The sequence below is a fragment of the Bradyrhizobium sp. genome (assembly GCF_004799445.1).
Lineage (GTDB): Bacteria > Pseudomonadota > Alphaproteobacteria > Rhizobiales > Xanthobacteraceae > Bradyrhizobium.
Genome location: NZ_SSNA01000121.1, coordinates 67252 through 91457, shown reverse-complemented (window position 1 = coordinate 91457; position 24206 = coordinate 67252). Strand labels below are relative to the sequence as shown.

Below are 24206 nucleotides of genomic sequence, written 5' to 3'. Positions count from 1 at the left end.
GCGTCAGACCGGCATCTTTGCGGTCTTGATCCAATCCCAGAAATCCGCCCCCGGCGGCTTTTGCAGCTGTTCGGCCTGGAAGGTGTCGATCGAAGCCAGCGTCGGGAAATCGTATTTGTTGGTGTTGGTGGACGGCCCCTGATAGAAGACCTGCTCGGCGATCTTGTCCTTGCGGAAGCGGCCCTTGCCACCGAGGCTTTCGACCTCCAGGCCCGGCATCGCCTCGGCCACCTGCTCCGCCGTCGGCCATTTGCCCGCCGCCTTTTGCGCGGCCTCGACGCCGGCCTTGTAGGTGGCGAGGGCGAAATACGCCCTGTCGGCCTCCCAGTGCGGCACTTCCTTGTAACGGTCCTTGTAATCCTCGACGAAAGCCTTTTGCAGCGGCGATGCCTGGGGATGATCGAAATACAGCGTGTTGTGTCCGAAGATCACGCCTTCCGGCATGAATTCCTTCTTGAGCTGGTTGATCTGCCATCCGGCCGCCGGCAACACAAGTTTGACGCCATCGAACAGGCCGGCGGCATTGCCCTGCTTCATGAACACCGGCAAATCGGCGAACAGCATTGAAGAGAAAATCAGATCCGGCTTGGCGGCATTGAGGGCCGCGATATGCGAGGTCAGGTCCATGGTGCCGACCTTCGGCCATTGCTCGGCGACAAATTCCGCCTCGACGCCGTAGCGCGACAGGATCTGGCGAAATGCCTCCCAATTGTTCCGTCCGTAGGAATAATCGGGATTGATGCCGGCCACCCGCTTGAATTTTCCCTTGAAATGCTTGATCGCCAGCAGCGAGCCCATCACCGCTTCGCATTCATTGTCGGTTGAGCGGAACACGTAGCGCGGCTTCGGCATCGTCTCCTTGACGCCATCCTGGGTGGTGCCGTCCCACATCACGAGCAGCGCCTGCTCCTCCTCCGCCACCGGTGCTACACCGAGACTGACGCCGGTCGAGATCAGCCCGTGAACGGCCTCGACCTTTTCCTGCAGGATCAGGCGTCGAAAGCGCTCGATGGTATCTTTCGGGTTGGTCTCCTCCTCGAGCACCAGCTCGATCTTGCGGCCGGCGATGCCGCCGTCCTTGTTCATCCGCTCCGCCGCCCATTGCACCGCGCGAATTCCGCATTCGCCGGCGGTGCCGGCCACGCCCGATCGCGGCGCAATGATGCCTATTCTCAGCGGCTTTTGCTGCGCCAGCGCGGGCGCAAATATGGTCGGGGTTGCAGCCGCGAGGGCGGTGAGGCCGGCAAGCCCGGAAAAGTCGCGACGCGTGAGCTTCATAGGTGCCTCCCATCATGATGCGCATCTGTCGCGCGCTATGTTGGCATACCATAAATATATCAGGAACAGCGCAGCAAGCGCTTTTTTCGGGCCACAATAAATTCCGAAAACGGCTTTGCCGTCTAATAGATTGGTGATATATTAGGCTACGCCTTTGATATGCTGGAGACGTTGTATGGAACTATCATCAAGCCCGATGACCGAACGGCAGCGGAATTACCGGGCAACCTACCGGCACCGCATCGCGGGATGGTACAATGGCTGGCTCCACGCCTTCGTGATCTACGTGATCGGGCTAACCGCCCTGTCGGTGTATTTCGCCAATATCAGCGACCTGCGCTGGTGGGAATTGGCGATCGTTCCGGTGACCTTCCTGGCCGCGAATTTCTTCGAATGGTGGATCCACCGCTTCGTCATGCACCGGCCGTCGCAGGTGAAAGCGTTCCGCGCGATCTACAACAGGCATACGTTGATGCATCACCAGTTCTTCACCGAGAAGGAGATGCGTTTTGCCGATCACAACGACTGGCGCGTGACATTCTTCCCGCCCTACGCGCTGGTGACGTTCACGATGATGTCGATCCCGCCGGCGCTTGTGTTGGGCTGGCTGATCTCCCCTAATGTCGGCTGGCTGCTGATCTCGACCACGACATCGATGTACCTGATCTACGAGTTCATGCACTTCTGCTGCCACGTCGATGAAAACTGGTTCGTCCGGAACGCGCCGTTCGTCAATACAATCCGGCGCCATCATACCGCCCATCATGACCAGTCGATCATGATGGAGCGAAACATGAACCTGACGTTTCCGATCATGGACTGGCTGCTTGGCACGTCGGATCTCGATCGCGGACTGATCGGCCATCTCTTGAACGGTTATGACACCCGTTTTGTCAAAACCAACATGCGCAAGACCGCGCGGACGCCGAGGCCGGATCTGGCCGGGCCGTCCACGGGGTTTGCAACCCCGGCTGAATAGGCGCGTTCGAACGGCAGGAAGAGACATGGACGCGATCGAGCCGCACTGGATTTCGCTGCTCTGGTTCGCTGTGCTGGCGACGATCTGCACCGTCTCTTTCCTGGTTGTCGCCGGGATGTTTCCGCTTCATTCGCGCCCGGATTCGGCCAAATCGGGCGCGGCGACGCTGCTGGTGGCGGGCAACGCGTTGTTGCTGGCGGCATTGTCGATAGCGACCGGATTTTTCGGCTACTCCGAACTGAGATGGAGCACGCTGATCGTGGTCGCCGGTCTGGTGCTGCTGTTCGCGCCCGGACTGTTCGAGGCCTGGCCGTCGTCGTTCCGCGATGGGCGCAGCGGACTCATGGTGCTGATCGGTATTCAGCTATTGGCCCTGGCAACGCTTGCGAAAATCGCAGGACCGCCCTGGGCAAACCTGTCATAATTTCGTTCGGAGGAAATCGCGATGCCCGTCAAAATCAAGCTTGGCCTTTCGCTGGTGACCGTCCTGGTGACAGCCATCGCCTTTTATTATCAACATATCCTTGGGCACGATCGTATCCAGTATGTCGTCGCATTCCTCGGATTTTTCATGATCTTCGCGATGTGGCTGTTCCCCGAAGTCAAGCGCGAGGAATCGGCCGGCGGAGTTGGCGCTCCCTAGGGGAATCGAACCCCTGTTTCAGCCTTGAGAGGGCCGTGTCCTAACCGCTAGACGAAGGGAGCGTTGGGTTAGGGAATAGCCTCGAAATCCTGCCGCGGCAAGGCGGGTTTGGGCATTTTCGGCACGCGTGATCTTGTCGCCAAACCGCCTACACCCGGGTAGATCAGGCCTTTTAGGGCTCGCTCACAAATTTGAGCCGGCCGGTGGCTTTGAGCGTATGGGCGTCAAAGGTACGGATTTCGGTGGCCCCGCCGACATCCAGCGTCACCACGAGGCGATCGCCGGCTACGCCCGTGGTGACGATCCGTGCCCCTTTCGGCAGCGTTGCCGTGATGTCGGTGGCGACAGTGCTTCCCTCGGTGCGGAAAAGGCGGTAGCCGATGGCGATCAGAACGGCCGATACCGCCAGCGCCGTGGTAAGGCCCGCAATCAGCATCATCCGCCGTACCCGCGTAAACAGCGCGGCCTGTTCGGGTGTCGGTTCGGGCGCCACTGTTTCGGTCATGCAAGACTCTTCAAGGGATCGGCTCTTCTTTGGAACAAAACTCGAATAGCGCTCAAAGGCTGGACGTCATCGTCGCCGGCGACGAGGGATCGACCCGGCTCGACCGCGTGCTGGCGCTGCGGCTTTCCGGGCTGTCGCGATCGCGGCTGAAGGCGCTGATCCTCGCAGGCCAAGTCTCGATTAAAAACGTCTCGATTAACAGCGCCACCGTCAAAAGCGCCCCCGTTCGCGATCCCGCTTATCATGTCGCCGCCGGCGATACGATCACAATCGACGTGCCCGAAGCGATCGATCCCGAGCCCAAGGGCGAAGATATCGCGCTCGATATCGTCTACGAGGATGACGACATCATCGTCATCGACAAGCCGCGGGGGCTGGTGGTGCATCCGGCCGCGGGCCATGAGACCGGCACGCTGGTCAACGCGCTGATCGCCCATTGCGGCGCCAGCCTGTCCGGGATCGGCGGCGTCAGGCGCCCGGGCATCGTGCACCGGCTCGACAAGGATACCACCGGGCTGATGGTGGCGGCGAAGAACGATCGCGCCCACCAATCGTTGACCGAGCAATTTGCCGACCACGGCCGCACCGGCGCGATGCGGCGCGGCTACCTGGCCTTTGTCTGGGGAACGCCGAACCGGCAACGCGGCACCATCGACGCGCCGATCGACCGGCATCCCTTTGCCCGCGAGAAGATGGCGGTGCGTGACAGCGGCCGCGAGGCCGTCACGCATTGGGAGGTCCAGGAGTCCTTCAACGGACGCGACGGCAAGCCGGTCGCAGCCCTGCTCGCCTGCCAGCTCGAGACCGGGCGCACCCACCAGATCCGGGTGCATCTGGCCCATATCGGCCATCCTCTGCTGGGCGACGCCGTCTATGGCCCCCACTTCAAGACCAAGGCGAGCCATCTCGGGCCCCAGAGCCAGGCGGCCCTGACCGCCCTCGACCGCCAAGCGCTACACGCATACCTCTTGGCCTTGGAACACCCCAAAACCGGGGCGATTCTGGAGTGGATCTCGGATTTGCCCGCCGACCTCACCCGCTTGCGGGAGTCCTTGCGAGCGGCGCTATGACGCAGGCGGTTTTGAAAAGGTAAGCTATGACAATAGGTTATGGCAGCCACACGGGGACGTGACGGCGGCTATCCTTCCAAAAGCCCCCCGATTTGGTGTATGTTGCACCTGCGTTGAATATCCAACGCGGAACATCGCAGAGCGACTGGCTTTAACACAGCAGCCGTCTGCCGGGCCCGCCGCTATCGGGGGCCTGAACCACTGGAGGGCGCTAAATGGCCCGTACAGCTACCCTGCCGATTCTCAACGGAGAATCCGGCCTTTCCCGGTACCTCGCCGAGATCCGCAAATTTCCGATGCTGGAACCCCAGCAGGAATACATGCTCGCCAAGCGCTGGCGCGAGCATGACGATCGCGACGCGGCACATCAACTTGTCACCAGCCATCTCCGGCTCGTGGCCAAGATCGCCATGGGCTATCGCGGCTACGGATTGCCGATTTCCGAGGTCGTCTCGGAAGGCAATGTCGGCCTGATGCAGGCGGTGAAGCGGTTCGAGCCCGAGAAGGGCTTTCGACTCGCCACCTACGCCATGTGGTGGATCAAGGCGTCAATACAAGAGTACATCCTGCGTTCCTGGTCGCTCGTGAAGATGGGCACCACCGCGAACCAGAAGAAGCTGTTCTTCAACCTGCGCAAGGCGAAGAGCAAGATCTCCGCGCTGGACGAGGGTGATCTGCATCCCGACCAGGTCAAGCTGATCGCCAAGCGCCTCGGCGTGACGGATCAGGACGTTGTCGACATGAACCGCCGTCTCGGCGGTGATGCCTCGCTCAACGCGCCGATCCGCGACGACGGCGAGGCCGGCGAATGGCAGGACTGGCTGGTCGATACCTCGCCCAACCAGGAAGTCCTGATGGCCGAGCACGAGGAGTTCGATCATCGCCGCGAGGCGCTGACTGGTGCTATTCAAGTGCTCAACCCCAGGGAACGCCGCATCTTCGAGGCGCGGCGTCTGGCGGAAGATCCGATGACGCTGGAAGACCTCGCCGCCGAATTCGGCGTGTCGCGCGAACGCGTGCGGCAGATCGAGGTCCGCGCCTTCGAGAAGGTGCAGTCAGCCGTCAAGGGCACGATCGCCCGGCAGGAACAGGCCGCGCTGGAAGCCGCACACTAATCTTCGCGGCATACCGACGAGACACGAAAGCCGGCGGCAGCGCCGGCTTTTTTGTTGGCGCGGTACCGGTCCCGGCCCCTCAACGAAGGGTGCTGAGATAATCCGACAGTGTGGTGGGATCGCCAAACGTGCTCTGCCGCAAAGGCTGGCCGCTCAACAGCACGCCGGCCTGGGTCTTGTAGTCAGGAGGCACATGGTCGGTCGGCTTCAGCGGCGGGCTGAGAAGATTGCGATAGCGATCATAGGCCTGTTGGGTGCCGACGAAGATGCAGACGCAATGCTGCGGTTCGGCATACAAATAACGCAAGGCGTCGCCAACGCCGTTCGCGACGAAGCGATGCGCTGATAGCATACGCAGCGCTTTTTTCCCCGCCGGATCGTTGGCGACCTGGATACGAAAACCGGCAGACGACAGATAAAAGCTGTTCTTTTCCAGGAACGGCTTGCTCGGCTCCTCCGAGGCGGCCAGAACCGCGGCATGAAGCAACAGCACAACCGCCGGAACCAGGCGCAGGGCCTTGATGCCATGGACCCGAAATCGATGCCGACAGTCCGCCGCGACCGGCCATAGGGTCGATGCTGACACTACAAATTCCTCTGCCTTAAGCCTTGTCCACCGGTTACCCCGGCTATCACGCCGCGAACAGTGTGCCAGGATTGTGTTGAACCTCAAGCGGCATCCGTCCGACTAGGGGTAATACGCGTCTCGATCCCACCCAGGCAACGTCCGCGTCAAGGGACAGCCATGTCGATCACCCTGCAATCAACCGTCGGCGGCTTTTCGCCCGAATTCCTGCGCCGGCTGCCCGCCGTCGAGCAGGCGATGATCGCGCATGGGCTCGAGCCCGCGCAATTCGTGATCTCGAAGGACCGCGCCACGCCGCCCTCGGTGCCGTTCATCGGGCCATTCTTCTACGACTACACGGTGTTTGTCGGCGATGAGCACTTCACCGTCACCGAGCCGAACGACATGATATTCCTGGACTACTTCTACCAGCGCTGCATCGCCGAGGACGAGATGTCTCCCGAGCAGGAGCGGCGCAAGCGGCGCCCCGGCCTGATCCACCGCTTGCTCAATTGGATGGCGCAGCCGATTTGAAAACGAGGGCAGCGCCAGTGTAACCGTCGTCCCCGCGCACGCGGGGACCCATAACCACCAGCGCCTGTTGATATGGAAGGCGTCAGCCACATTGCCTGATTGATGAATCACGCGGTATGGGTCCCGGCGTTCGCCGGGACGACGTGAGACAGCCCTACTCGCCCCACTGCCTCGCCAGCGCCGCCAGCGCGCAGCCTTCGCAATAGCGCGCGTCCTTGAAGTCGATCCAGTTATGCGCATAGACGCGCTCGAGCGGGATACCATAGCGCGCCCGCAACACCTTGAGCAGGATCCGCCACGCCGCGATCTGGGCCTCGGTGGCGCCCCGCGTCACGTCGGGATAGTTGCCGGCGAATTCCACCCCGATCGAGGTGTCCTTGTTGACCTGGTGATAGGTCTTGCTGTTGTCGATATATTTGTTGTCGTTGCGGTCGGCGCCGTCGGTATGGGTGGGGACGAGATGATCCGGCACCGCCCAGTACACCGTGCCGTCGGTTTCCACCCAGACCATGACGCCGCGCCGTGTCGGGTTCTTCGACTGCGCGAGCGCGCCGCCGCGGGCCGAGCCGGCCGGCCCCTCGGTCTGGTGCACGATGATGTTGCGCCAGGGATGGGCCTTGGCGATATCGCCCCAGGGCGCGAGCCAGACCACCTTCAGCCCCGGGATCTCCGGCGTGCCGGACGCCCGCGCGATCGCCTCAAGGTCCGGCGATTGGGCTGCGGCTGGACAGATGAAGGCGATGGCGGAAAGCGCCATCGCCAGCAGACGAAACTTCATGGTTCAAGGCCTGGTGGACCCTCTGCCTAGCACGATTCAGGCGTGCCGGTGCGCCGCTACGTCCCGTCCCGTGTCGGGCTCGGGCACCATGGGCGGCGAGAGTTCGTAAACCGCATGGCGGTTCTTGCCCTGGTTCTTGGCGACGTAGAGCGCATGGTCGGCGGCGGCGATCAGGCGGTCCGGGAATGCGCCGATCTCCGGGGTCCATTGCGCGACGCCGATCGAGACCGCGACCGGAATCTCCGTCCCCACGCAGGCGGCGGCGTCGGCGCGGCAAACGTCGATGATCCGGCGCGCGATCATCGCACCCTCCTCCACTGTCGAGTCCGGCAGCACGACGCAGAACTCGTCGCCGCCGGTGCGTGCCAGCATGTCGCCGGGCCGCAACCTGGTCTGCGTCATCAGCGTGAAGTTCTGCAGGCAGGCGTCGCCCGCGGCGTGGCCGTGGGTATCATTGACCGCCTTGAAGCCGTCGAGATCGATCACCAGCAGCGCGAACGGCGCGTTGCTGCGCTCCGACCGCGCGCATGCCTCGGTCAAGCGCTGCAACAGATGCCGCCGGTTGCCGACGCCGGTGAGATCGTCCATCAGCGCCAGATCGGCGACCTCGTTGCGCAGCCGGTCGATCGCCATCAGCAGGAAACCGAAATTCCACGCCATCGACAGGAACATCAGCGCCAGGATCATGATCGACTGGGTCAGGTTGAACTGCACGAATGAGAAGTCGCCGCCGATACGGAGGATCTTGTCCACGGCGCGGAAGGCGTAGATCCCGATGGCGAACACGGTGATGATGCCCGCGAGCCGGGCCCCGGGATTGACCCGGCCATCCCGCGACGACAGCAGCAACCGCAGCGTCAGCGCCAGCGGAAGCGACTGGCCCACCGTATAGACCAGGATCCGCATCGTCGCGCTGTCGTAGCCGGCCAGGAAAAACGCCATACCGGCGAAGCTCAATCCGGTGATCAGCGCGGTGCCGCGCCAGGTCACCGGCTGGTCGTAAAACCGCTTGATGCCCATCGCGGCGAGGCAGGAGGCGAAAATCACGACCGTGCCGCCGGCCAGCAGCGGGACTAGCGAGTCCACCACCATGGTCAGCATCGCGATCGTCGTGCCGAGGGCGGCGGCGAATGCCGAGCCGGTCCAGAACCGCGCCGCCTCGAAGGCGGGGTAACTGCGCACGACATAGGCCCAGATCAGGCCGAGCGCGAGAAAATTGACAACGAACGCCGTCCACATCGTCGGAACGTTCAGCATCGCGAAACCAGAACACCCATGGTCCTGTCTCCCCAGTTATCGACCAGCCCGCCCACGACTATCCCCGTAGTCTTGCCGGCAACATGCGGCCGTGTCGCTTAACGGACTCTGACCCCCGGCGAAGCAATCGAAGCCGTGGTTTTGAAATGATGAAGATTGCGCGGCAGCCCTCGACCGAGACGGAACGCAGCGGCGCGTTGGCGCATCGTTAACCGCGATCTTTCACGCCTGTGCGTCGAAGATTCGCCGGCGTGGAGCCCATCGCGGCGCCGAAAACGGGTCAAAATGCATATCAGCTGTGGATAACGTGATGACACATGCGTGACAGCGCGGGGCAGCAGCCCGCGAATCTGTTGGGATCACGATTGAGGATGTTGCGAGGTTGGCCCTCCGCCGAGCATGCCTCGTGTCGCGTTTCCATCCATTAACCCAGATGAGGATGCTATGGCTAAGAAAGCGAAGAAGGCGAAGAAGGCTAAGAAGGCCAAGAAGTCGAAGAAGAAGTAACCTATCAGCCCGGGTGGAGCGCTCAGCTCCGCCCGGGCTCCCAAAGCGGGCGAGTTCAAAAAGCGGCGGGCCTTGAGCCCGCCTTTTGATTTTTGGGGGGACTTCTAGCTCGTCATTGCCCGCGACAAACGCGAAGCGTTTGCGCAAGGGAGCGATAGCGACGAAGCAATCCAGTCTTCCTGCGCGGCCCGATGGATTGCTTCGCGGAGCCTGTCATCGGGCGCGCATTCGCGCGACCCGTTGGCTCGCAATGACGGTGGAGGACCCGGGACACCCTCCCCCGCTCTTGCGCGGCGCGCGGCGAACCCGCAAAAAGTGCATTCCTTGTCCCGAACTGGAGCTTGCACCCCATGACCGCGATCCGTGGAGCCGCCGCAGCCGTCACCGGTGCTGCCAGCGGCATCGGCCGGGCGCTGGCGATCGAGTTGGCCGCCCGTGGCTGCGATCTGGCGCTCGCCGACCGCGACGAGGCCGGGGCGCAGGCGGTGGCCGCCGAGATCGCCAAAGCCCATTCGCAAAAAGTCAGCGTTCACCGCGTCGACGTCAGCGAGGCGAGCCAGATCGCCGGCTTCGCGCAGGCCGCGATCGCGGCCCATCCTTCCCTCAACATCCTCGTCAACAATGCCGGCGTGGCGCTGCTCGGCCAGTTCCACGAGATCGACCAGGCCCAGATGGACTGGCTGATGAACATCAATTTCTGGGGCGTGGTGCATTCGACCCGCGCCTTCCTGCCGCAGCTTTCGACCCGGCGCGAGGCCCATATCGTCAACCTCTCCTCGATCTTCGGCATCGTCGCCCCACCGGGACAGACCGCCTACGCCGCGGCGAAATTCGCGGTGCGCGGCTTTTCCGAAAGCCTGCGCCACGAGCTGCAGATGGCGGCAAGCCCGGTCCGGCTTTCGGTGGTGCATCCCGGCGGCGTGCTGACCAATATCGTGCGCAACTCCCGCGCCGGCACCGGCGTCACCGACAATGAGCGCCGCGCGCAAACCATCGAGCGGTTCGACGCCATCGCCAGGACCACGCCGAAGGACGCCGCACTTCGGATCATCCACGGCATCGAGAAGAACCAGCCGCGCATCCTGATCGGCGGCGACGCCCGCTTCATGGACCTGCTGCAGCGCTTCCGCCCCGCCACCTACTGGAACGTGATGGCGAAGCGGATCGCGAAGGCGGCGAACAAGGGGAAGAAGGCGAACGCGTGAGGCCCCACCCTCCCCTGGAGGGGGAGGGTCGGCGCGAAGCGACGGGGTGGGGTGATCTCTCAGCACGGGCACCGATCGTTTGGACAGACCGTCACCCCACCCCGTCTCGCATCTTGCTTCGCGCGATGCGAGCCGACCCTCCCCCTCCAGGGGAGGGTAAGGAACCGCGAAATCGTCCACGGAATTTTCGGATTCCATTTTCAAACAGCCAAGCGTGTTTTGAAACCGTCATTGCGAGCGATAGCGAAGCAATCCATGCAGCAACAAGGCGGTGGGAGTGGATTGCTTCGTCGTTTCACTCCTCGCAATGACGACCAAATACAGCTTCGCGATCTCGCCGCTTGTTTCGCGCGAGGTTTGGCCTGCTCGTTCCGCCCTCGCTTCAGAGGGCGCAGGGAATGCCGGGCGCCCGATGCGCCCGATAGCCGCGTGTGCAAGGTGAGTAGTAGAACGCACACGCGTTAGTCAGGTCACACCGGAATCACCCGGCATTCCCCGCGCAATGGTTTTACGGCTTATTTCGCGCTCTCCCCGGTGACCGGGCTTTCTTGCCACCGTCACCTCGCGGATACCTCCGCGAAGCTTGACACCAGCGTCGGGGTGTCAGGACCACACGACTTCGCCGTCCGCAAGCCCACGCTCTCGTCAGTAGCGTGGTTCGCGTCCACCGCATCCCGCCCCACGTCCGTGACGATCGCGAAACGCCCCTCTGTCGGGACGGGATGATTTGATTCTATTGCTGCGTCTACCAGTGCGTCAACAGCTATTTCGGAAAATCAGAAGTTGGCCAGGATTTCGGCGCACGGTTTCGCTGGGCGAGGAGCCGTCATACCCTCCCCTGGAGGGGGAGGGTCGACGCGAATGAAATGAGCGGCGGGGTGGGGTGACGGTCTCTCCTTTCGAGCAGCGCCCGAGTTGCAAGACCGTCACCCCACCCCGTCTCGCATCTTGCTTCGCGCGATGCGAGCCGACCCTCCCCCTCCAGGGGAGGGTAAGGACGGTGCCGCTCACCGGCCCACCAGCTGATCGGCAAAATACGCGATGGTCTTGCGGTAGATCGTGGCGTGGTTCCATTCGCGCATCGCCTCGAAATTCGCCGTCCCCTCCCCGTAGGGCGCGCCCATCTTGAAGCCGTTGGTGTGCAGCAGGTTGGCGGTGGAGGCGAGCACGTCGGCGACGCTGTGGCGCAGCTCGACGCGGCCGTCGCCGTCGAAATCGACGCCGTATTTGATGTAGGACGACGGCAGGAACTGGGTCTGCCCGATCTCGCCGGCATAGGCGCCGATCATCTGGCTGATCGGAAGGTCGCCGCGCTGCACGATCTTCAGCGCCGCGAGCAATTCGCCCTGGAACAGTTCGGTGCGGCGGCAATCATGCGCCAGCGTCGTGAGCACGCGAAACACCGGCAGTTTGCCCATGTCGCCCTTGCCGAAATCGGTCTCCAGCCCCCAGATCGCCACCAGAATCTGCCGCGGCACGCCGAACTTGGCCTCGATGCTCGACAACAAAGCGGCGTGGCGCTGCAGCATGGCGCGGCCGCCATTGATGCGCCCGGGGCCGACCCGGGTCGAGACGTACTGCTCGAAACTCTTGTTGAAGGTGTAGCGCTGGCGGCGGTCGAAATTCAGCACCGCCATGTCCTGGGTCACCCCGCCGAGCGCCTGCGAGATCACGCCCTGTGAGATGCCGCCGGACGCGGCTTCCGCCGAGATGTTCTGGACGAAGGCATTGAAATCGCCGCCGCAGCGGGCGGCGTCGGCGGAGGTGGCGGCGAGCAAAGCGCCGAACAAGACGGCCGAATGACAGAGGATAACCAAACGAGACCTGAGCATCATCGATTCCCTTCGAGTTGCCGCGATCATGGCACGGGAAAAACCGGCGCGTCAAAACTGACCGGCCTCCTGGCTCAAGCGTGCGCCGCAAACGCCCTTGATCCGCATCAATGCCGCTCGCGGGGCCTCTCTTAAGCTGAGACCAAAGGGAGAGCCGCCATGATCGGAATTACCCTGACCTCGGACCAGATTCGCAATGCGCCGGCTGACGTGCGGCGCTGGATCGAGCATGAGGTGATCGCGTCGTTGAGCCTGGCCGCGGACGTGCCGACGGCAGCCAGCCCGGCGCAAGCCGCCCATCTCGCCAACTGCAGCGCCGAAGAGGCCGCCGCCGTGGCGTCGCACATCCAGGGCATGATGGCCGCGGTCAATGTGTTCTTCGAATTCAGCCGGCCCGGAATCTCGTTCGGCCAGCCCGCCGTGATGGCGTACGGGCTGATCGACATTTTGCATCACACCCGGCTTGCGAATATCGAGCAGGTGATGGGCTGTCTCGAACTGATCAACCAGACGCTGGCGCAGCTGCGCGGCGATCCCTCGGCGCGGTTCTGCGGCTTTGACAGTGAAGGCCATTGCCTGATCGCGCCGCAAACGCAGGCGAGCATCGCCGCCCTCTGGCAGAGCGTGATCGCGAGCCAGCAGCCGGAGCCGAGCAGCGCGGCGGCGTAACGGTTTGTGCCGGCGGCCGAGCCGCTGCGAGTCCAGACGATCTCCGCAGGCTCAGTTCAACTCTCCCCTTGTGGGAGAGGCGCAGGCCGCCAAAGGCCGCCGTCTAAAGCGCCGTCATCCTTGAGCGCGACCAGCTTGAACGACCGCGGTGCGATACTAAAGCCGGGATGAATTTAGGTTGGGGTGCTTGCTCCCTCTCCCCGCTTGCGGGGTCGAGACGAGCGAAGCTCGCTCTTAGAGGGTCGGGGTGAGGGGGACTCACGTCAAAGCCGGACTCGCGGATAGTCCCCCTCACCCGATCACTTCGTGATCGACCTCTCCCCGCAGGCGCGGCGAGGTGACCGAACCATCATGGGCTCGGTTTCGTAATTGATTTCCCTCAAAGTGAGAGTCCGCAGCTTCCAATAATCTTAAAAAAAAGCACTGAGAATGCTGTGACGCGTGAGGGAGGAGGCGGACCATGGCCGAGATCACCCAGTTCGTGGTGATGCCGTTCGATTACGTCGGCACCGACCTCGTCGCGGGTGAACCCGTCAGATGTGCGAGCCCGGACGCCGCGATCGAGCGCGCGCAAGGACTCTGGAAAATCTTTGGCCATGCCGGTGCCATCGCCTTCAGCCGCACCAGCGATTTCGAGATCGGCAAATTCGACGACAGGCATATCCTTCGGCGATTTGGACACGTGCCCGGCGACTATTGACGATCAACCCCGGCGCGCACCCGATCCCGACGCGGGAAGCCCAAGGTGGGACCCGGAGAATATCGCCCCGGGCCCCAGCAAGAACCGGAACAGCACCCTCTGACCGCTCGGTGGTTGCTGGAAAAACCCTAGTCCGGCGAATCGCTGGCCACATTGACCCAAAGCAAGCTCCTGGGAACAACGGTAGTAGTACGGGATGTCTTTGGCTACGCGCGCCCTGGCGCATGATCCGCTTCGGTGGAATCCTGACCTCGGCCTCTTGGTTCGAGACCTCATCCCGAGAGTCTGACCGAAAATGCAGCCAGCAAAACAAGGCCTCTAAGACCGTCATTCCGGGGCGATGCAAAGCATCGAACTACGATGTGCAATTGCACATCGGAGAATCTCGAGATTCCCCGATGCGCAATTGCGCATCTGAGGTCTGGTGCTGCGCACCATCCCGGAATGACGCCGAATACGATGGGCTTGCATTTCGCCAAGAAACTGCGCGTCGTTGTCAGCTTGAACGATCACGGCGCGATCCTAGATGTGGGCGCACGACAAGCGAGCCGCGATGCCGAACGAGATACGCGACAGCCACCCATCATCCCGCCGGCTTTCGCTGTGGCGAACGCCGCTGTTTCGCCTGCTCGCGATCAACCTCGCGATCGGCACCATGCTGGCAGTGTTCCTGGTCGGCGGCCTGCTGTGGCTCAATCCCGGCGGCCTGCGCCACCTGATCTTCGCCGACCGCTCGCCCGCCACCGCACTCGGGCTTCTGCTGTTCGGCTTCATCGTCACCTTCGGCTCAACCGCGATGGGCACCGCGATCATGGCGATGGGGCGGCGGGAGGGGGAGGACGATGAGCCGCGCGGCGGAAGGCGGTTGATGGCGCAGGAGATTGGGCAAGCCTTGCGGCAGACACGTTCGCGATCCTAGCGCGACCCCAGGCGCCGAATCTTGATCGAGAAAAAAACGGCGGGCTTTCGCCCGCCGCTTTGTTTCGATGGATGCCCGGGTCATCTTGCGCCAAGACGCGCTTCGCGCTTTCGCCCGGGCATGACGATCTGAATTCTAGTTATCCAAAAAGCTCCGCAGCTTCCTGCTTCGCGACGGATGCTTCAGCTTCCTCAGCGCCTTCGCCTCGATCTGACGAATACGTTCGCGCGTCACCGAGAACTGCTGGCCGACTTCTTCCAGCGTGTGGTCGGTGTTCATGCCGATGCCAAAGCGCATGCGCAGCACGCGCTCCTCGCGCGGGGTCAGCGAGGCCAGCACCCGCGTGGTGGTTTCGCGCAGGTTGGACTGGATCGCGGCGTCGATCGGGAGGATCGCGTTCTTGTCCTCGATGAAATCGCCGAGATGCGAATCTTCCTCGTCGCCGACCGGGGTTTCCAGCGACAGCGGCTCCTTGGCGATCTTCAGAACCTTGCGCACCTTCTCCAAGGGCATGCCGAGCTTTTCGGCGAGTTCTTCGGGAGTAGGCTCGCGGCCGATTTCGTTCAGCATCTGGCGCGAGGTGCGCACGATCTTGTTGATGGTCTCGATCATGTGCACGGGGATGCGGATGGTGCGGGCCTGATCGGCAATGCTTCGAGTGATCGCCTGCCGGATCCACCAGGTCGCATAGGTCGAGAACTTATAGCCGCGGCGGTATTCGAATTTGTCGACCGCCTTCATCAGGCCGATATTGCCTTCCTGGATCAGATCGAGGAATTGCAAGCCGCGGTTGGTGTATTTCTTGGCGATCGAGATCACCAGACGAAGATTGGCCTCGACCATTTCCTTCTTGGCCTGGCGCGCCTCGCGCTCGCCCTTCTGCACGCCGTGCACGATCTTGCGGAATTCGCCGATCTCGAGCCCGGTCAGGGCGGCGAGCTGCTGGATCTCGCCGCGCAGCTCCTTGATGCGGTCCTTTTCGTGATGGACGAAATTCTTCCAGCCCTTGGCCGACAATTTCGAGACGCGGTTGAGCCAGCGCGGATCAAGTTCCGAACCCTGGTAGTTCTTCAGAAAGTCTTCGCGCGCGACGCCGTGGCTGTCGCCGAGCCGAAGCAGCCGGCCCTCGAACGACACCAGCTTCTTGTTGATGTCGTAGAGCTGCTCGACGAGTGAGTCGATGCGGGCCTGGTTGAGCCGCAGCGACTTCACCTCGACGATGATTTCGTCCTTCAGCTTCTTGTATTTGCGCTCCTGCGCCGGCGACAGCGTCTCGTTCTGCAGCTGGTTGGAGATGTCCTGCTCCTGCAGGCGGCGCAGCTTCTTGTAGTTGTCCGCAATTTTATCGAAGGTTTCGACCACCTTCGGCTTCAGCTCGGCCTCGATGGCGGCCAGCGACATCTGGTTTTCGAACTCGTCGTCGTCCATGTCGGAATCGGCTGACGCCTCCGAGGTGCTTTCACCCTCGGCGGCGGCGGCTGGCGCCGCGGCGGCACGGAACGGGGTCGGCGCCGGGGGCGCCGCGGGCGGTGCGGCCGCGGCCGGTACCGCCGCGCCATTGCCGTCGGCCGCAGCGACCGGCTGGCCGTCGGGGCCGACCGGGGCTGCGAGCAGCGGGTTCATGTTGTTCTTGGCGTCGGGGCCGGCATAGGTCGCTTCGAGATCGATGATGTCGCGAAGGAAGATCTTTCCCTCGTTGAGCTCGTCGCGCCAGATGATGATGGCCTGGAAGGTCAGCGGGCTTTCGCACAAGCCAGCGATCATCGCCTCGCGGCCGGCCTCGATGCGTTTCGCAATGGCGATTTCGCCCTCGCGCGACAAAAGCTCCACCGTGCCCATCTCGCGCAGATACATGCGGACGGGATCGTCGGTGCGCTCGCCGGGCTCGGACTTCTTGACTTCGGTGACGGCCTTCTGGGTGACTTCGACCAGTTCGTTGTCGGTCTCGTCCTCGGCCTCTTCCTTGTTCTCTTCCTCGGAGTCGGCGTCCTCGGCCTCGGAGACGTTGATGCCCATGTCCGAGAGCATCGACATGATGTCCTCGATCTGCTCCGGCGAGGTGGTGTCGGACGGCAGCACTTCGTTGAGCTGATCGAAGGTCACGAAGCCGCGCTTCTTGGCCTGCTTGATCATCTTCTTGACGGCGGCATCCGACAGATCGAGCAACGGCGACGGCGCTTCGGCGGAATCCTTCTCAGGAGCGTCGGCTGCCTTGTCGTCTTTTTCCTTGTCCTTAACCTGCAGCGTCTTTGCCTTGCTGGCCATTCATTGCTCCCAAACGCGCTTCAATCAGGATGCGTCGCCGCGCCCGCCTGAATCACTAGATGCCTTACGACGCGGAAAAGGCGGCGCACAACCTCGCCACCCCAAAATTGCGCTCACCGATTTCGAACTCTTAGCCCGGCGCGTATTCCGCAAAAGTGGCCTTCCGGTTTTGCGATCAGAATACGCGCCAGTTTATTTCTGACGCATTTTCTAACGGCGAACCGGCCTCCACTTCGCCGGAAAATGCTCCAAAGCCATTAAGCTTCGATTAACTCTGTTTTTGCCGCCAAACCATGGATTTGGCGAGTCTTTTCGCGGTTCCGGACCGTGCCGTCCGCATCATTTTTTAATCAGACGGTGCGCTGGAACCGGCCCGACGATTCGCCGAACCCCTCGATCAGGGCCTCGGTGCCGTCCACTTCCGCCATCCGGGCCTTGACGTCCCGCAGCCACGCCAGATTTGCCTCACTCGCCTCCTCACCCAAGGCGAGTTCGGCATCCTTCAATTCCCTAAGTAATGAGTGCCATTGGCGATGCAAGGAGACGAGCTGGTGCCAGGTGGAAAGAACGTCCTCCCGCGCCGCAGCCGGTTGCGCGCCCCACACCGCCGAGGTCGTGATCGCTCCTTCAACCCTTTGAAGTGCTTGCGAAAATCCACCCGCGGCGAGGTCGGCGCGCATCTTCTCGGTTTGTTCCGAGGGCTCCGGCGAGTGGTGATGGTCGTTGGCGAAGGCCGCGATGATGCCGGCGCGCAATTTGTGCGCTTCGGGGTGGGCCAACTCCAGTGCGGCGACCTCCTCGAGATGGTCGTGCAGCAGCCAGGGGTGATTGATCAGGGATTGCAGGATCAGCGCCTCCCGGCGCGACATCGCGCTGCGCTGGCCGCGCATGATCGGGCTGGTCGCGAGCTGCGAGCTCGCCGCCTGATAGGGCCCGCGGTTGATGGTCTGGCTGCCGGCGGAGGCCTGCGCCCGGCCGCCGGGGAAAGCGAATCGGCCCGCCGCGCCCGGGGTAAACGGGACCCGGGCGCCGGAGCGGCGGCCTGATTCGGCGCCGTAATTGCCGGCAGGCCCGCCGCGAAAGCCGCCCCTGGCGTAGCCGCCGCGGCCGCCTTCCGGCGCAAAAGCCCGCTGCAGACGTTCGCCGAGATCCTGACGGTAATAACGCCGCACCACTTCGTCGCGGATGCTGCTTGTGATTTCGCCGATCCGCTTTTCCAGCGCCGCGCGCCGTTCGGGGGTGGCGAAGCTGCCGCCTTCGATTTCGCGCGACCAGATCACTTCGGCAAGGCCGCGCGCGGCGCCGATCACCTCCTCGATCGCCGCCCGCCCGCCCGAGCGCGCGAGATCGTCGGGGTCCTGCCCCTCCGGCAGCAGCGCGAAGCGAAGACTTTTTCCCGGCAACAGATGCGGCAGCGCCAGATCGGCGGCACGCCACGCCGCCTTCTGCCCGGCCTTGTCGCCGTCGAAACACAGGATCGGCTCGTCCGCCATCTTCCACAACAGCGCCAGCTGGTTTTCGGTCAGCGCGGTGCCGAGCGGCGCGACGCTGCCGGGAAAGCCGGCGCCGACCATGGCGATGACGTCGACATAGCCTTCCACCACCACCAGCGGGCTGCCGTTATGGGTGGCGAGCCTGGCCGGCGCGAGGTTGTAGAGATTGTCGCCCTTGTGAAACAGCGGGGTTTCCGGCGAGTTCAGGTATTTCGCCGGCTGATCCTTCTCCAGCGCGCGGCCGCCGAATGCGATCACCCGGCCGCGCACGTCGGTGATCGGAAACATCACGCGGTCACGGAACCGGTCATAGGGCACCGGGATATCGTCGCCGCCGATCAAGAGGCCGGCTTCCACCATGTCCTCGACCGGAATGCCCTGCGCGCCGAGATATTCCTTCAGCGCAAAACGTTCGCCCGGCGCGTAGCCGATCCGGAACTGCAATTGGGTGTTGGGCGAAATGGCGCGGTCGGCGAGATAGCCGCGCGCCTTGGCGCCGTTGCGCGCGGCGAGCGTATCGGCAAAAAATTTGGCCGCGAGTTCCATCACATCGTACAGCGTCTTGCGGCGCTGCTCGTGGCGCGCGGCATCGGGCGTCACCGCCGGCAGCGGCACCCCGGCCATCGCAGCCAGACGTTCGACGGCTTCGGTGAAGCCGACGCCTTCGGTCTCCATCAGGAAGGAGATGATGTCGCCGTGCTTGCCGGAGGAGAAGTCGTGGTAAAACCCCTTCTGGTCGTTGACGGTGAACGACGGCGACTTTTCCTGTTGAAACGGCGACAGCCCCTTCCACTCCCGCCCCGCCCGCTTCAACTTCACGCGCCGGCCCACGACTTCCGAAACCGGAAGCCGGGCGCGCAGGTCATCGAGGAATTGGGGCGTAAAGCGCATTTGGCTAACGAGTTTGCGGTGAGTCGGGCGGTGCTGCCAACCGACTAGGGATATAGGGTGGCGGGCTCAAAATACGAAGATTATTGGCCTTCTTGCCGCTATTCACAGGGGCGCCTCCCCACCGTCATTCCGGGGCGATGCGAAGCATCGAACTACGATGTGCCATTGCACATCGGAGAATCTCGAGATTCCGGGATCGCGTCTTCGACGCGCCCCGGAATGACGTGCAAGAGGTCGGCCGCCCCTACTCCGCCAAGAACCGCCCCGAGGCGATGCGCGGCAGGTGGTCGACGGGCCAGTTGTAGAGATAGGTCCAGGCCTCGCTCGCCGCACCCTCGGCCGTCGTCACCGGGAACATCCGCCTGATATACTCGGTCGGCTCGGCAAAGCCTTCGCCGCAGGCTTCATACATGTCGAACTCGCGCAGCAGTTCGGCCGGTTGGCGCAGGCGAAACAGCTCGCCGGACACGACATCCCCGGCATTATCCGACGCTACCAGTCCCGGATAATGCTTGACGAGATAGAGCCGGCCGCGGCACCGCGCCTCGCCGACAAAATCCGCGCTGCGCGACAACAGCTGCGCCATCGGATGATCGAAGCCGCGCATCAGCGTGCCGTAGACGAAGAGCTGGTCGGAGGTCATGGAATTTCTATAACCGTCATTGCGAGCCAACGGGTCGCACGAACGTGCGCCCGATGACAAGCTCTGCGAAGCAATCCATAGAGCTGCACGCGAGGCTGTGGATTGCTTCGTCGCTCCGCTCCCTTGCGCAAACGCTTCGCGTTTGTCGCAGGCAATGACGACGTGAGACAAGCGAGCCTAAGCCGCCACCACCTCTTCGCTGATCACCACGAATTTCGCCAGATTCATCCGGCCGAAGCTCGTGGTCAGCGCCACGTCGGCGGCGTCGCGGCCGGTGCCCATCAGGATGCGGCCGATCCGCGGATGATTGTGCCGGGCGTCGAAGGTGTACCACTGGCCGGACAGATAGGCCTCGAACCAGCCGGAGAAATCCATCGGATCGGGCTCGGGCGGAATGCCGATATCGCCCATGTAGCCGGTGCAATAGCGCGCCGGAATGTTCATGCAGCGGCAGAAGGTCAGCGCGAGGTGGGCAAAATCGCGGCACACGCCGGTGCGCTGCTGGTAGACGTCGAACGCCGATTTCATGTGGTGGGCGTGCTGATAGCCGAAGGTGACGTGATCGTGCACGAAGCTGCAGATCGCGGCCACCCGCTCCCAGCCCGGCCTGGTATTGCCGAACAGCGACCAGGCGATGTCGATCAGCTTGTCGGTCTCGCAATAGCGGCTCGCCATCAGATACAGCAGCACCTCGTCGGGCAGCTGATCGATCGGCAGCTGCTGCGCGTCGGGCGCCACGGCGTCGGGCAATCCGGAATCGCGCACCAGCGCGCTGCCGCGCAGGGTCACGCCGCCGGCGGGGGCACCCAGGCGCCCGCAGATATTGCCGAAACTGTCGCGGTAGAATCCGATTGGCACATCGGGCTCGGCGATGACGGTCTCGGCGCCGATGATGTCATGGCGGCGCGAGGGATGGATCGACAGCATGATCACCATCGGCGTCGGCGCCACCGCGGCGTAGGCGATCTCGAAGCCGACCCTGATTTCCACGATCAGGCCTCCACCACGTGATCGGCAGAGACGACGTTGATGCTGACCTCCATGCCGGCAAAGGCGTCGGCCGAGCCGAGATAGCAGCCGTGCAGCGGGATGGCCTGGCGCGGATCGCGCGCCACCGCGACGCGCACGAGGTCACGGGTGCCGACGATGCCGTTGGTGGGATCGAACTCGATCCAGCCGGCGCTCGGCAGATAGACCTGAACCCAGGCATGGGTCGAGCCGCCGCCCTTGTAGCCATGGGCGCGATCGCCGGGGATGAACAGATAGCCCGACACGAAGCGCGCGGCGATGCCGAGCCGCCGCAGCGCCTCGATCATGAACAGCGCGTAGTCGCGGCAGGTGCCGGACCTCGTCTGCAGCGTATCGAGCGGATGCTGGGTGCCCTGCTCATGCCGCTTGCGATAGGTGAAGGCCTCGCGGATGCCATGGGTCATGCCCGAGAGAATCTTGAACGTCGGCGTCGGTCCCTCGGCGTCGAGAAAATTCCGCGCCCACGCCGACAGCTCGCCTTGCGGATCGCCATATTGCGGCGTGATGAACTGGACGAGGTCGGGAAACTCCTCGTCGTCGTAAAGGAACGGATAGAAATAGGCCGGATCGTCCGGGGTCAGCGCATACTCCTCGGCCGGATTGTGCTCGACGGTGGCGGTCGAGGTGAAGGTCAGGGTTTCGGCGCGCTCGTCGAAGATTGCGATCGCGACGCTGTTGCCGAACACGTCATGAATCCAGCGAAGCTGCATCGGCTGCGGCTCGATCTCAAGGTCGTAGGCGAGCACGCGCAGATCGTGCGTGTCGCGCGGGCGCAGCATGATCCGGTGTTCGCCGAACGCGACGGGGTGCGCGTAGCGATATTCGGTCTTGTGATGAATCGTCAGGAGCGGCATCGTTGATGCAATAATTATGACTTTGTGGGGTGTAATCTATACCGATCCCTGCACATTTCTAAATCGGCATGCTGATTCGATAGGCAAATGGGCAACGAACAATGAGTTTGGACGGCGCCGGCGACACATCATTACTCCTGGGCGAGGAAGATGTTCCACCGGTCGTGGAGCAAACGGCCTCCGGCTCCTCGCCGTTCCTCTTGACGTCGGATCATTACGGCCGGGCCATCCCGCGCGGTCTCGGCGATCTCGGCCTGCCGGAGGACGAACTGGCACGGCACATCGCCTGGGATATCGGCATTGCCGGCGTCGCCAACGCGCTGTCGAAACATCTCGATGCGCATCTGGTCGCGCAGCCCTATTCGCGGCTGGTGATCGACTGCAACCGGCCGCCCGACGCAGCAAGCTCGATCCCGCGCATCAGCGAATCAACCGTCGTTCCCGGCAATGAAGGCCTCGCCCGCGATGCCGCCGAGGCGCGGCGCCGACAGGTGTTCGATCCCTACCATCGCCGCATCCGCGAGGTGATCGACCACCGTCTTCGTCACGGCATCCCGACGGTGCTGGTGGCGCTGCACTCCTTCACCCCGGTCTATGCCGGGATCGCCCGGCCCTGGCATGTCGGCACGCTCTACCAGCGCGACACCGGCCTGCCGCCGCTGCTGCTCGGGGGTTTGCGCGCGCAAGGCGACCTCGTGGTCGGCGACAACGAGCCTTACGCGGTGAGCGACGAGACCGACTACACCATTCCCGTGCACGGCGAGGCGCGCGGCCTGATGAACACGGGAATCGAGATCCGGCAGGATTTGATCGCCGACGAGACCGGGCAGCAGCAATGGGCGGAGCGGCTGGCGACTATTTTTGGCGAGATCGAAATGGAGCTGCGCAAGCGCGGGCTTATCGTTCCCTCCCCCCTTGCGGGGGAGGGTTAGGGAGGGGGGCCACGAGTCCGGTGCTTGTGGCTTACCCCCCACCCCAACCCTCCCCCCGCAAGGGCGGAGGGAGCTCACCGTTCGCGTGGCAGATATCGAGAATGAATTGCGCTCAGCTACTGTTGGTGACTGGCCGCGTTCACCGCGCCCGCGTCAGCGCCAGCCAGATGCCGCCGCCGATCATGAAGCCGCCGGAGACGCGCGACAACAGCCGGGTGCGGCGCGCCGAGAAGAACCTTCGCGCGCGGCCGGCGAGCAGCGCGTAGATCGAGTCGGTGATCGCGCCGGTGACCATGAAGGTGACGCCGAGCAGCGCGACCTGCGAGACATGGTCCCTGCTCATGTCCATGAACTGCGGGATGAACGCGCCGAAGAACACCAGCACCTTGGGGTTGGAGAGCAGCACCAGAAATCCCTGGAGGAAGAACCCGCCGCGCGGCGGCGGCGGCGCCTCGGCCTCGACGCCCGCGACCGGCACCCGGATCAGCTTGATGCCGAGCCAGACCAGATAGGCCGCACCGGCAAAGCGCACCCAGTCGAACCAGTAGCCCATGGTGGCCATCAGCGAGGTCAGCCCGACCGCGACAATGCCGATCACGATCGCCAGGCCCGCCTGCACGCCGGCGATGTTGGTCAGCGCCGCGCGGGTGCCGTGGCGCAGGCCGTTGGCGATGACCAGCGTCACGACCGGACCCGGCAGCAGCGCCAGCGCAATGCAGGCGGCGACGAAAGCAAGGTAGACCTGGAGGGACATGGCGGGACTCGCGTTAATCGAGATGTGTTCTCGATTATGCATGGTTACTCCGACGAACGGAAGTCGCGGCGCTTCTCCCTCTCCCCGCTTGCGGGGTCGAGACGAGCGAAAGCTCGCTCTTAGAGGGTCGGGGTGAGGGGAATTCTCCTCGGGCTCGGTTCGCGGAGAGTACCCCTCACCCGATGCACTTCGTGCATCGACCTCTCCCCGCAAGCGGGGCGAGGTAAGGAACCGCGCGCCTCAACCCCCGTCCATCGCCTTCGTCATCCAGCGCGTGATGTCGCGCGAGGCGAGGAAATCCAGCGCCACGCGCTGGACGTCGGGCGCAGCCCCCGTTCCCTGCGCGACCGCGACCATGAGGTCGCAGCCGCGCGATACCGCGATGCCGATCGCGCTGTGCCGCACGCCGCCGGTCAGGTGCAGATCATAGGTCCGCAATCGCCCCTGCATATCGGCGACGCGGATCACCTCACCTTCCCGAAGCGGGACGAAACGCTCGCTGATCAGATCGAGATCGGCGACGCGGTCGACTTCGTCGTCGTCGGCCACCCCGGTGTCGCAATTGCAGAAGCCGATCTCGGGCCGCAGATAGACTTCGACCTCGCTGCCGCAGACTTCGGTTTCGCAACGGAAGGCGCGCCCGGCGGGCCAGCCATCGCGCGGGAACGGCCATGCGATTTCGCGCCAGCCCGCGCCTGTGGCGCGGACATGCTGATAACCGGCGACGCCTGAGGCGGCGAAAATCGCCACGGCAAACGCTGATATCAGCAGTCCACGCATCTTCATCGC

The 24206-nt window shown here is 63.5% G+C and carries 24 protein-coding genes and 1 tRNA gene; 11 read left to right on the top strand and 14 right to left on the bottom strand.

Annotated elements, in window-relative coordinates; all coding sequences use genetic code 11:
- Positions 1-3 precede the first annotated feature (3 nt).
- Positions 4-1278 carry an ABC transporter substrate-binding protein gene (locus E8A46_RS16595; RefSeq protein WP_291562824.1) on the bottom strand — a complete coding sequence of 425 codons (1275 nt, stop codon included), beginning with the start codon at positions 1276-1278 and terminating at the stop codon, positions 4-6.
- Positions 1279-1453: 175 nt separating this feature from the next.
- On the opposite strand from E8A46_RS16595, the gene E8A46_RS16590 reads away from it, so the two are divergent.
- Genes E8A46_RS16590 through E8A46_RS16580 form a run of 3 tightly spaced genes read left to right on the top strand, consistent with a single transcriptional unit; the run spans position 1454 to position 2900 of the window.
- On the top strand, positions 1454-2257 hold the full coding sequence (locus E8A46_RS16590) for a sterol desaturase family protein (protein WP_291562822.1): 804 nt from the start codon (positions 1454-1456) through the stop codon (positions 2255-2257).
- A 25-nt stretch (positions 2258-2282) separates the two neighbouring features.
- Positions 2283-2681, top strand: coding sequence for a hypothetical protein (locus tag E8A46_RS16585; RefSeq protein WP_291562819.1), 399 nt, complete (start codon positions 2283-2285; stop codon positions 2679-2681).
- 21 nt (positions 2682-2702) lie between these two features.
- A complete protein-coding gene (locus tag E8A46_RS16580; protein WP_291562816.1) occupies positions 2703-2900 on the top strand; it encodes a hypothetical protein in 198 nt (65 codons plus the stop codon).
- On the opposite strand, the gene E8A46_RS16575 is transcribed toward E8A46_RS16580, so the two are convergent.
- Positions 2888-2962, bottom strand: a tRNA-Glu gene (locus E8A46_RS16575). The genes E8A46_RS16580 and E8A46_RS16575 overlap by 13 nt on opposite strands.
- 110 nt (positions 2963-3072) lie before the next feature.
- Entirely contained in the window at positions 3073-3405 is a 333-nt protein-coding gene (locus E8A46_RS16570) for a hypothetical protein (protein WP_291562813.1), read from the bottom strand.
- Between the two features lie 29 nt (positions 3406-3434).
- Here E8A46_RS16570 and E8A46_RS16565 point away from each other — a divergent pair, with 29 nt between their 5' ends.
- On the top strand, positions 3435-4475 hold the full coding sequence (locus E8A46_RS16565; protein WP_291562810.1) for an RluA family pseudouridine synthase: 1041 nt from the start codon (positions 3435-3437) through the stop codon (positions 4473-4475).
- 215 nt (positions 4476-4690) lie between these two features.
- Positions 4691-5590, top strand: a complete 900-nt coding sequence (gene rpoH, locus E8A46_RS16560; RefSeq protein WP_291562807.1) for an RNA polymerase sigma factor RpoH — start codon at positions 4691-4693, stop codon at positions 5588-5590.
- Between the two features lie 79 nt (positions 5591-5669).
- Here the strand turns inward: rpoH and E8A46_RS16555 are convergent, their stop codons facing one another.
- The gene (locus tag E8A46_RS16555) at positions 5670-6176 is read right to left on the bottom strand and encodes a hypothetical protein (protein WP_291562804.1); all 507 of its coding nucleotides are present in this window, start codon (positions 6174-6176) and stop codon (positions 5670-5672) included.
- A gap of 159 nt (positions 6177-6335) precedes the next feature.
- Here E8A46_RS16555 and E8A46_RS16550 point away from each other — a divergent pair, with 159 nt between their 5' ends.
- A complete protein-coding gene (locus E8A46_RS16550; protein ID WP_291562801.1) occupies positions 6336-6689 on the top strand; it encodes a hypothetical protein in 354 nt (117 codons plus the stop codon).
- Between the two features lie 154 nt (positions 6690-6843).
- On the opposite strand, the gene E8A46_RS16545 is transcribed toward E8A46_RS16550, so the two are convergent.
- Both E8A46_RS16545 and E8A46_RS16540 read right to left on the bottom strand, forming a co-directional pair.
- Entirely contained in the window at positions 6844-7467 is a 624-nt protein-coding gene (locus tag E8A46_RS16545; RefSeq protein ID WP_291562797.1) for a peptidoglycan recognition family protein, read from the bottom strand.
- A gap of 36 nt (positions 7468-7503) precedes the next feature.
- Positions 7504-8724: a GGDEF domain-containing protein gene (locus tag E8A46_RS16540; RefSeq protein WP_291562795.1), complete on the bottom strand. Its 1221-nt coding sequence runs from the start codon at positions 8722-8724 to the stop codon at positions 7504-7506.
- Between the two features lie 857 nt (positions 8725-9581).
- On the opposite strand from E8A46_RS16540, the gene E8A46_RS16535 reads away from it, so the two are divergent.
- Entirely contained in the window at positions 9582-10436 is an 855-nt protein-coding gene (locus tag E8A46_RS16535; protein WP_291562792.1) for an SDR family oxidoreductase, read from the top strand.
- Positions 10437-11443: 1007 nt separating this feature from the next.
- On the opposite strand, the gene E8A46_RS16530 is transcribed toward E8A46_RS16535, so the two are convergent.
- Complete coding sequence (locus E8A46_RS16530) at positions 11444-12268, bottom strand: lytic murein transglycosylase (protein ID WP_291562865.1); 825 nt, start codon at positions 12266-12268, stop codon at positions 11444-11446.
- A 159-nt stretch (positions 12269-12427) separates the two neighbouring features.
- Between E8A46_RS16530 and E8A46_RS16525 the strand changes: the two genes are divergently transcribed.
- From E8A46_RS16525 to E8A46_RS16515, 3 genes are all read left to right on the top strand, one after another.
- Positions 12428-12937 (top strand): hypothetical protein, encoded by a 510-nt coding sequence (locus E8A46_RS16525; protein WP_291562789.1) that lies wholly within the window; start codon positions 12428-12430, stop codon positions 12935-12937.
- Positions 12938-13397: 460 nt separating this feature from the next.
- On the top strand, positions 13398-13637 hold the full coding sequence (locus E8A46_RS16520) for a hypothetical protein (protein ID WP_291562786.1): 240 nt from the start codon (positions 13398-13400) through the stop codon (positions 13635-13637).
- Between the two features lie 553 nt (positions 13638-14190).
- Positions 14191-14556 carry a hypothetical protein gene (locus E8A46_RS16515; protein WP_291562784.1) on the top strand — a complete coding sequence of 122 codons (366 nt, stop codon included), beginning with the start codon at positions 14191-14193 and terminating at the stop codon, positions 14554-14556.
- A 135-nt stretch (positions 14557-14691) separates the two neighbouring features.
- Here E8A46_RS16515 and rpoD read toward each other — a convergent pair whose 3' ends face one another.
- The 5 genes from rpoD to E8A46_RS16490 form a co-directional block, all read right to left on the bottom strand.
- Positions 14692-16821 carry an RNA polymerase sigma factor RpoD gene (gene rpoD / locus E8A46_RS16510; protein WP_291562781.1) on the bottom strand — a complete coding sequence of 710 codons (2130 nt, stop codon included), beginning with the start codon at positions 16819-16821 and terminating at the stop codon, positions 14692-14694.
- 350 nt (positions 16822-17171) lie between these two features.
- Complete coding sequence (gene dnaG / locus E8A46_RS16505; RefSeq protein ID WP_291562779.1) at positions 17172-19205, bottom strand: DNA primase; 2034 nt, start codon at positions 19203-19205, stop codon at positions 17172-17174.
- A gap of 244 nt (positions 19206-19449) precedes the next feature.
- The gene (locus tag E8A46_RS16500) at positions 19450-19848 is read right to left on the bottom strand and encodes a gamma-glutamylcyclotransferase family protein (protein ID WP_291562776.1); all 399 of its coding nucleotides are present in this window, start codon (positions 19846-19848) and stop codon (positions 19450-19452) included.
- Between the two features lie 177 nt (positions 19849-20025).
- Positions 20026-20838, bottom strand: coding sequence for a transglutaminase family protein (locus E8A46_RS16495; protein ID WP_291562773.1), 813 nt, complete (start codon positions 20836-20838; stop codon positions 20026-20028).
- Positions 20839-20840: 2 nt separating this feature from the next.
- On the bottom strand, positions 20841-21731 hold the full coding sequence (locus E8A46_RS16490) for a transglutaminase family protein (protein WP_291562770.1): 891 nt from the start codon (positions 21729-21731) through the stop codon (positions 20841-20843).
- Between the two features lie 101 nt (positions 21732-21832).
- Between E8A46_RS16490 and E8A46_RS16485 the strand changes: the two genes are divergently transcribed.
- On the top strand, positions 21833-22663 hold the full coding sequence (locus E8A46_RS16485; RefSeq protein WP_291562768.1) for an N-formylglutamate amidohydrolase: 831 nt from the start codon (positions 21833-21835) through the stop codon (positions 22661-22663).
- Between the two features lie 139 nt (positions 22664-22802).
- Here E8A46_RS16485 and E8A46_RS16480 read toward each other — a convergent pair whose 3' ends face one another.
- Both E8A46_RS16480 and E8A46_RS16475 read right to left on the bottom strand, forming a co-directional pair.
- The gene (locus E8A46_RS16480) at positions 22803-23417 is read right to left on the bottom strand and encodes a LysE family translocator (RefSeq protein ID WP_291562765.1); all 615 of its coding nucleotides are present in this window, start codon (positions 23415-23417) and stop codon (positions 22803-22805) included.
- A gap of 240 nt (positions 23418-23657) precedes the next feature.
- Entirely contained in the window at positions 23658-24203 is a 546-nt protein-coding gene (locus E8A46_RS16475) for a hypothetical protein (RefSeq protein ID WP_291562762.1), read from the bottom strand.
- Positions 24204-24206: the final 3 nt, after the last annotated feature.

What these genes read in the sequence shown, in the direction of transcription:
- E8A46_RS16515 (WP_291562784.1), top strand. Translation starts at nt 14,191, where the DNA reads ATGCCGAACGAGATACGCGACAGCCACCCATCATCCCGCCGGCTTTCG.
- E8A46_RS16525 (WP_291562789.1), top strand. Translation starts at nt 12,428, where the DNA reads ATGATCGGAATTACCCTGACCTCGGACCAGATTCGCAATGCGCCGGCT.
- rpoD (WP_291562781.1), bottom strand. Translation starts at nt 16,821, where the DNA reads ATGGCCAGCAAGGCAAAGACGCTGCAGGTTAAGGACAAGGAAAAAGAC.
- dnaG (WP_291562779.1), bottom strand. Translation starts at nt 19,205, where the DNA reads ATGCGCTTTACGCCCCAATTCCTCGATGACCTGCGCGCCCGGCTTCCG.
- E8A46_RS16590 (WP_291562822.1), top strand. Translation starts at nt 1,454, where the DNA reads ATGGAACTATCATCAAGCCCGATGACCGAACGGCAGCGGAATTACCGG.
- E8A46_RS16485 (WP_291562768.1), top strand. Translation starts at nt 21,833, where the DNA reads ATGAGTTTGGACGGCGCCGGCGACACATCATTACTCCTGGGCGAGGAA.
- E8A46_RS16550 (WP_291562801.1), top strand. Translation starts at nt 6,336, where the DNA reads ATGTCGATCACCCTGCAATCAACCGTCGGCGGCTTTTCGCCCGAATTC.
- E8A46_RS16520 (WP_291562786.1), top strand. Translation starts at nt 13,398, where the DNA reads ATGGCCGAGATCACCCAGTTCGTGGTGATGCCGTTCGATTACGTCGGC.
- E8A46_RS16545 (WP_291562797.1), bottom strand. Translation starts at nt 7,467, where the DNA reads ATGAAGTTTCGTCTGCTGGCGATGGCGCTTTCCGCCATCGCCTTCATC.
- E8A46_RS16475 (WP_291562762.1), bottom strand. Translation starts at nt 24,203, where the DNA reads ATGAAGATGCGTGGACTGCTGATATCAGCGTTTGCCGTGGCGATTTTC.
- E8A46_RS16535 (WP_291562792.1), top strand. Translation starts at nt 9,582, where the DNA reads ATGACCGCGATCCGTGGAGCCGCCGCAGCCGTCACCGGTGCTGCCAGC.
- E8A46_RS16490 (WP_291562770.1), bottom strand. Translation starts at nt 21,731, where the DNA reads ATGCCGCTCCTGACGATTCATCACAAGACCGAATATCGCTACGCGCAC.
- E8A46_RS16585 (WP_291562819.1), top strand. Translation starts at nt 2,283, where the DNA reads ATGGACGCGATCGAGCCGCACTGGATTTCGCTGCTCTGGTTCGCTGTG.
- rpoH (WP_291562807.1), top strand. Translation starts at nt 4,691, where the DNA reads ATGGCCCGTACAGCTACCCTGCCGATTCTCAACGGAGAATCCGGCCTT.
- E8A46_RS16580 (WP_291562816.1), top strand. Translation starts at nt 2,703, where the DNA reads ATGCCCGTCAAAATCAAGCTTGGCCTTTCGCTGGTGACCGTCCTGGTG.
- E8A46_RS16500 (WP_291562776.1), bottom strand. Translation starts at nt 19,848, where the DNA reads ATGACCTCCGACCAGCTCTTCGTCTACGGCACGCTGATGCGCGGCTTC.
- E8A46_RS16570 (WP_291562813.1), bottom strand. Translation starts at nt 3,405, where the DNA reads ATGACCGAAACAGTGGCGCCCGAACCGACACCCGAACAGGCCGCGCTG.
- E8A46_RS16530 (WP_291562865.1), bottom strand. Translation starts at nt 12,268, where the DNA reads ATGCTCAGGTCTCGTTTGGTTATCCTCTGTCATTCGGCCGTCTTGTTC.
- E8A46_RS16595 (WP_291562824.1), bottom strand. Translation starts at nt 1,278, where the DNA reads ATGAAGCTCACGCGTCGCGACTTTTCCGGGCTTGCCGGCCTCACCGCC.
- E8A46_RS16480 (WP_291562765.1), bottom strand. Translation starts at nt 23,417, where the DNA reads ATGTCCCTCCAGGTCTACCTTGCTTTCGTCGCCGCCTGCATTGCGCTG.
- E8A46_RS16540 (WP_291562795.1), bottom strand. Translation starts at nt 8,724, where the DNA reads ATGCTGAACGTTCCGACGATGTGGACGGCGTTCGTTGTCAATTTTCTC.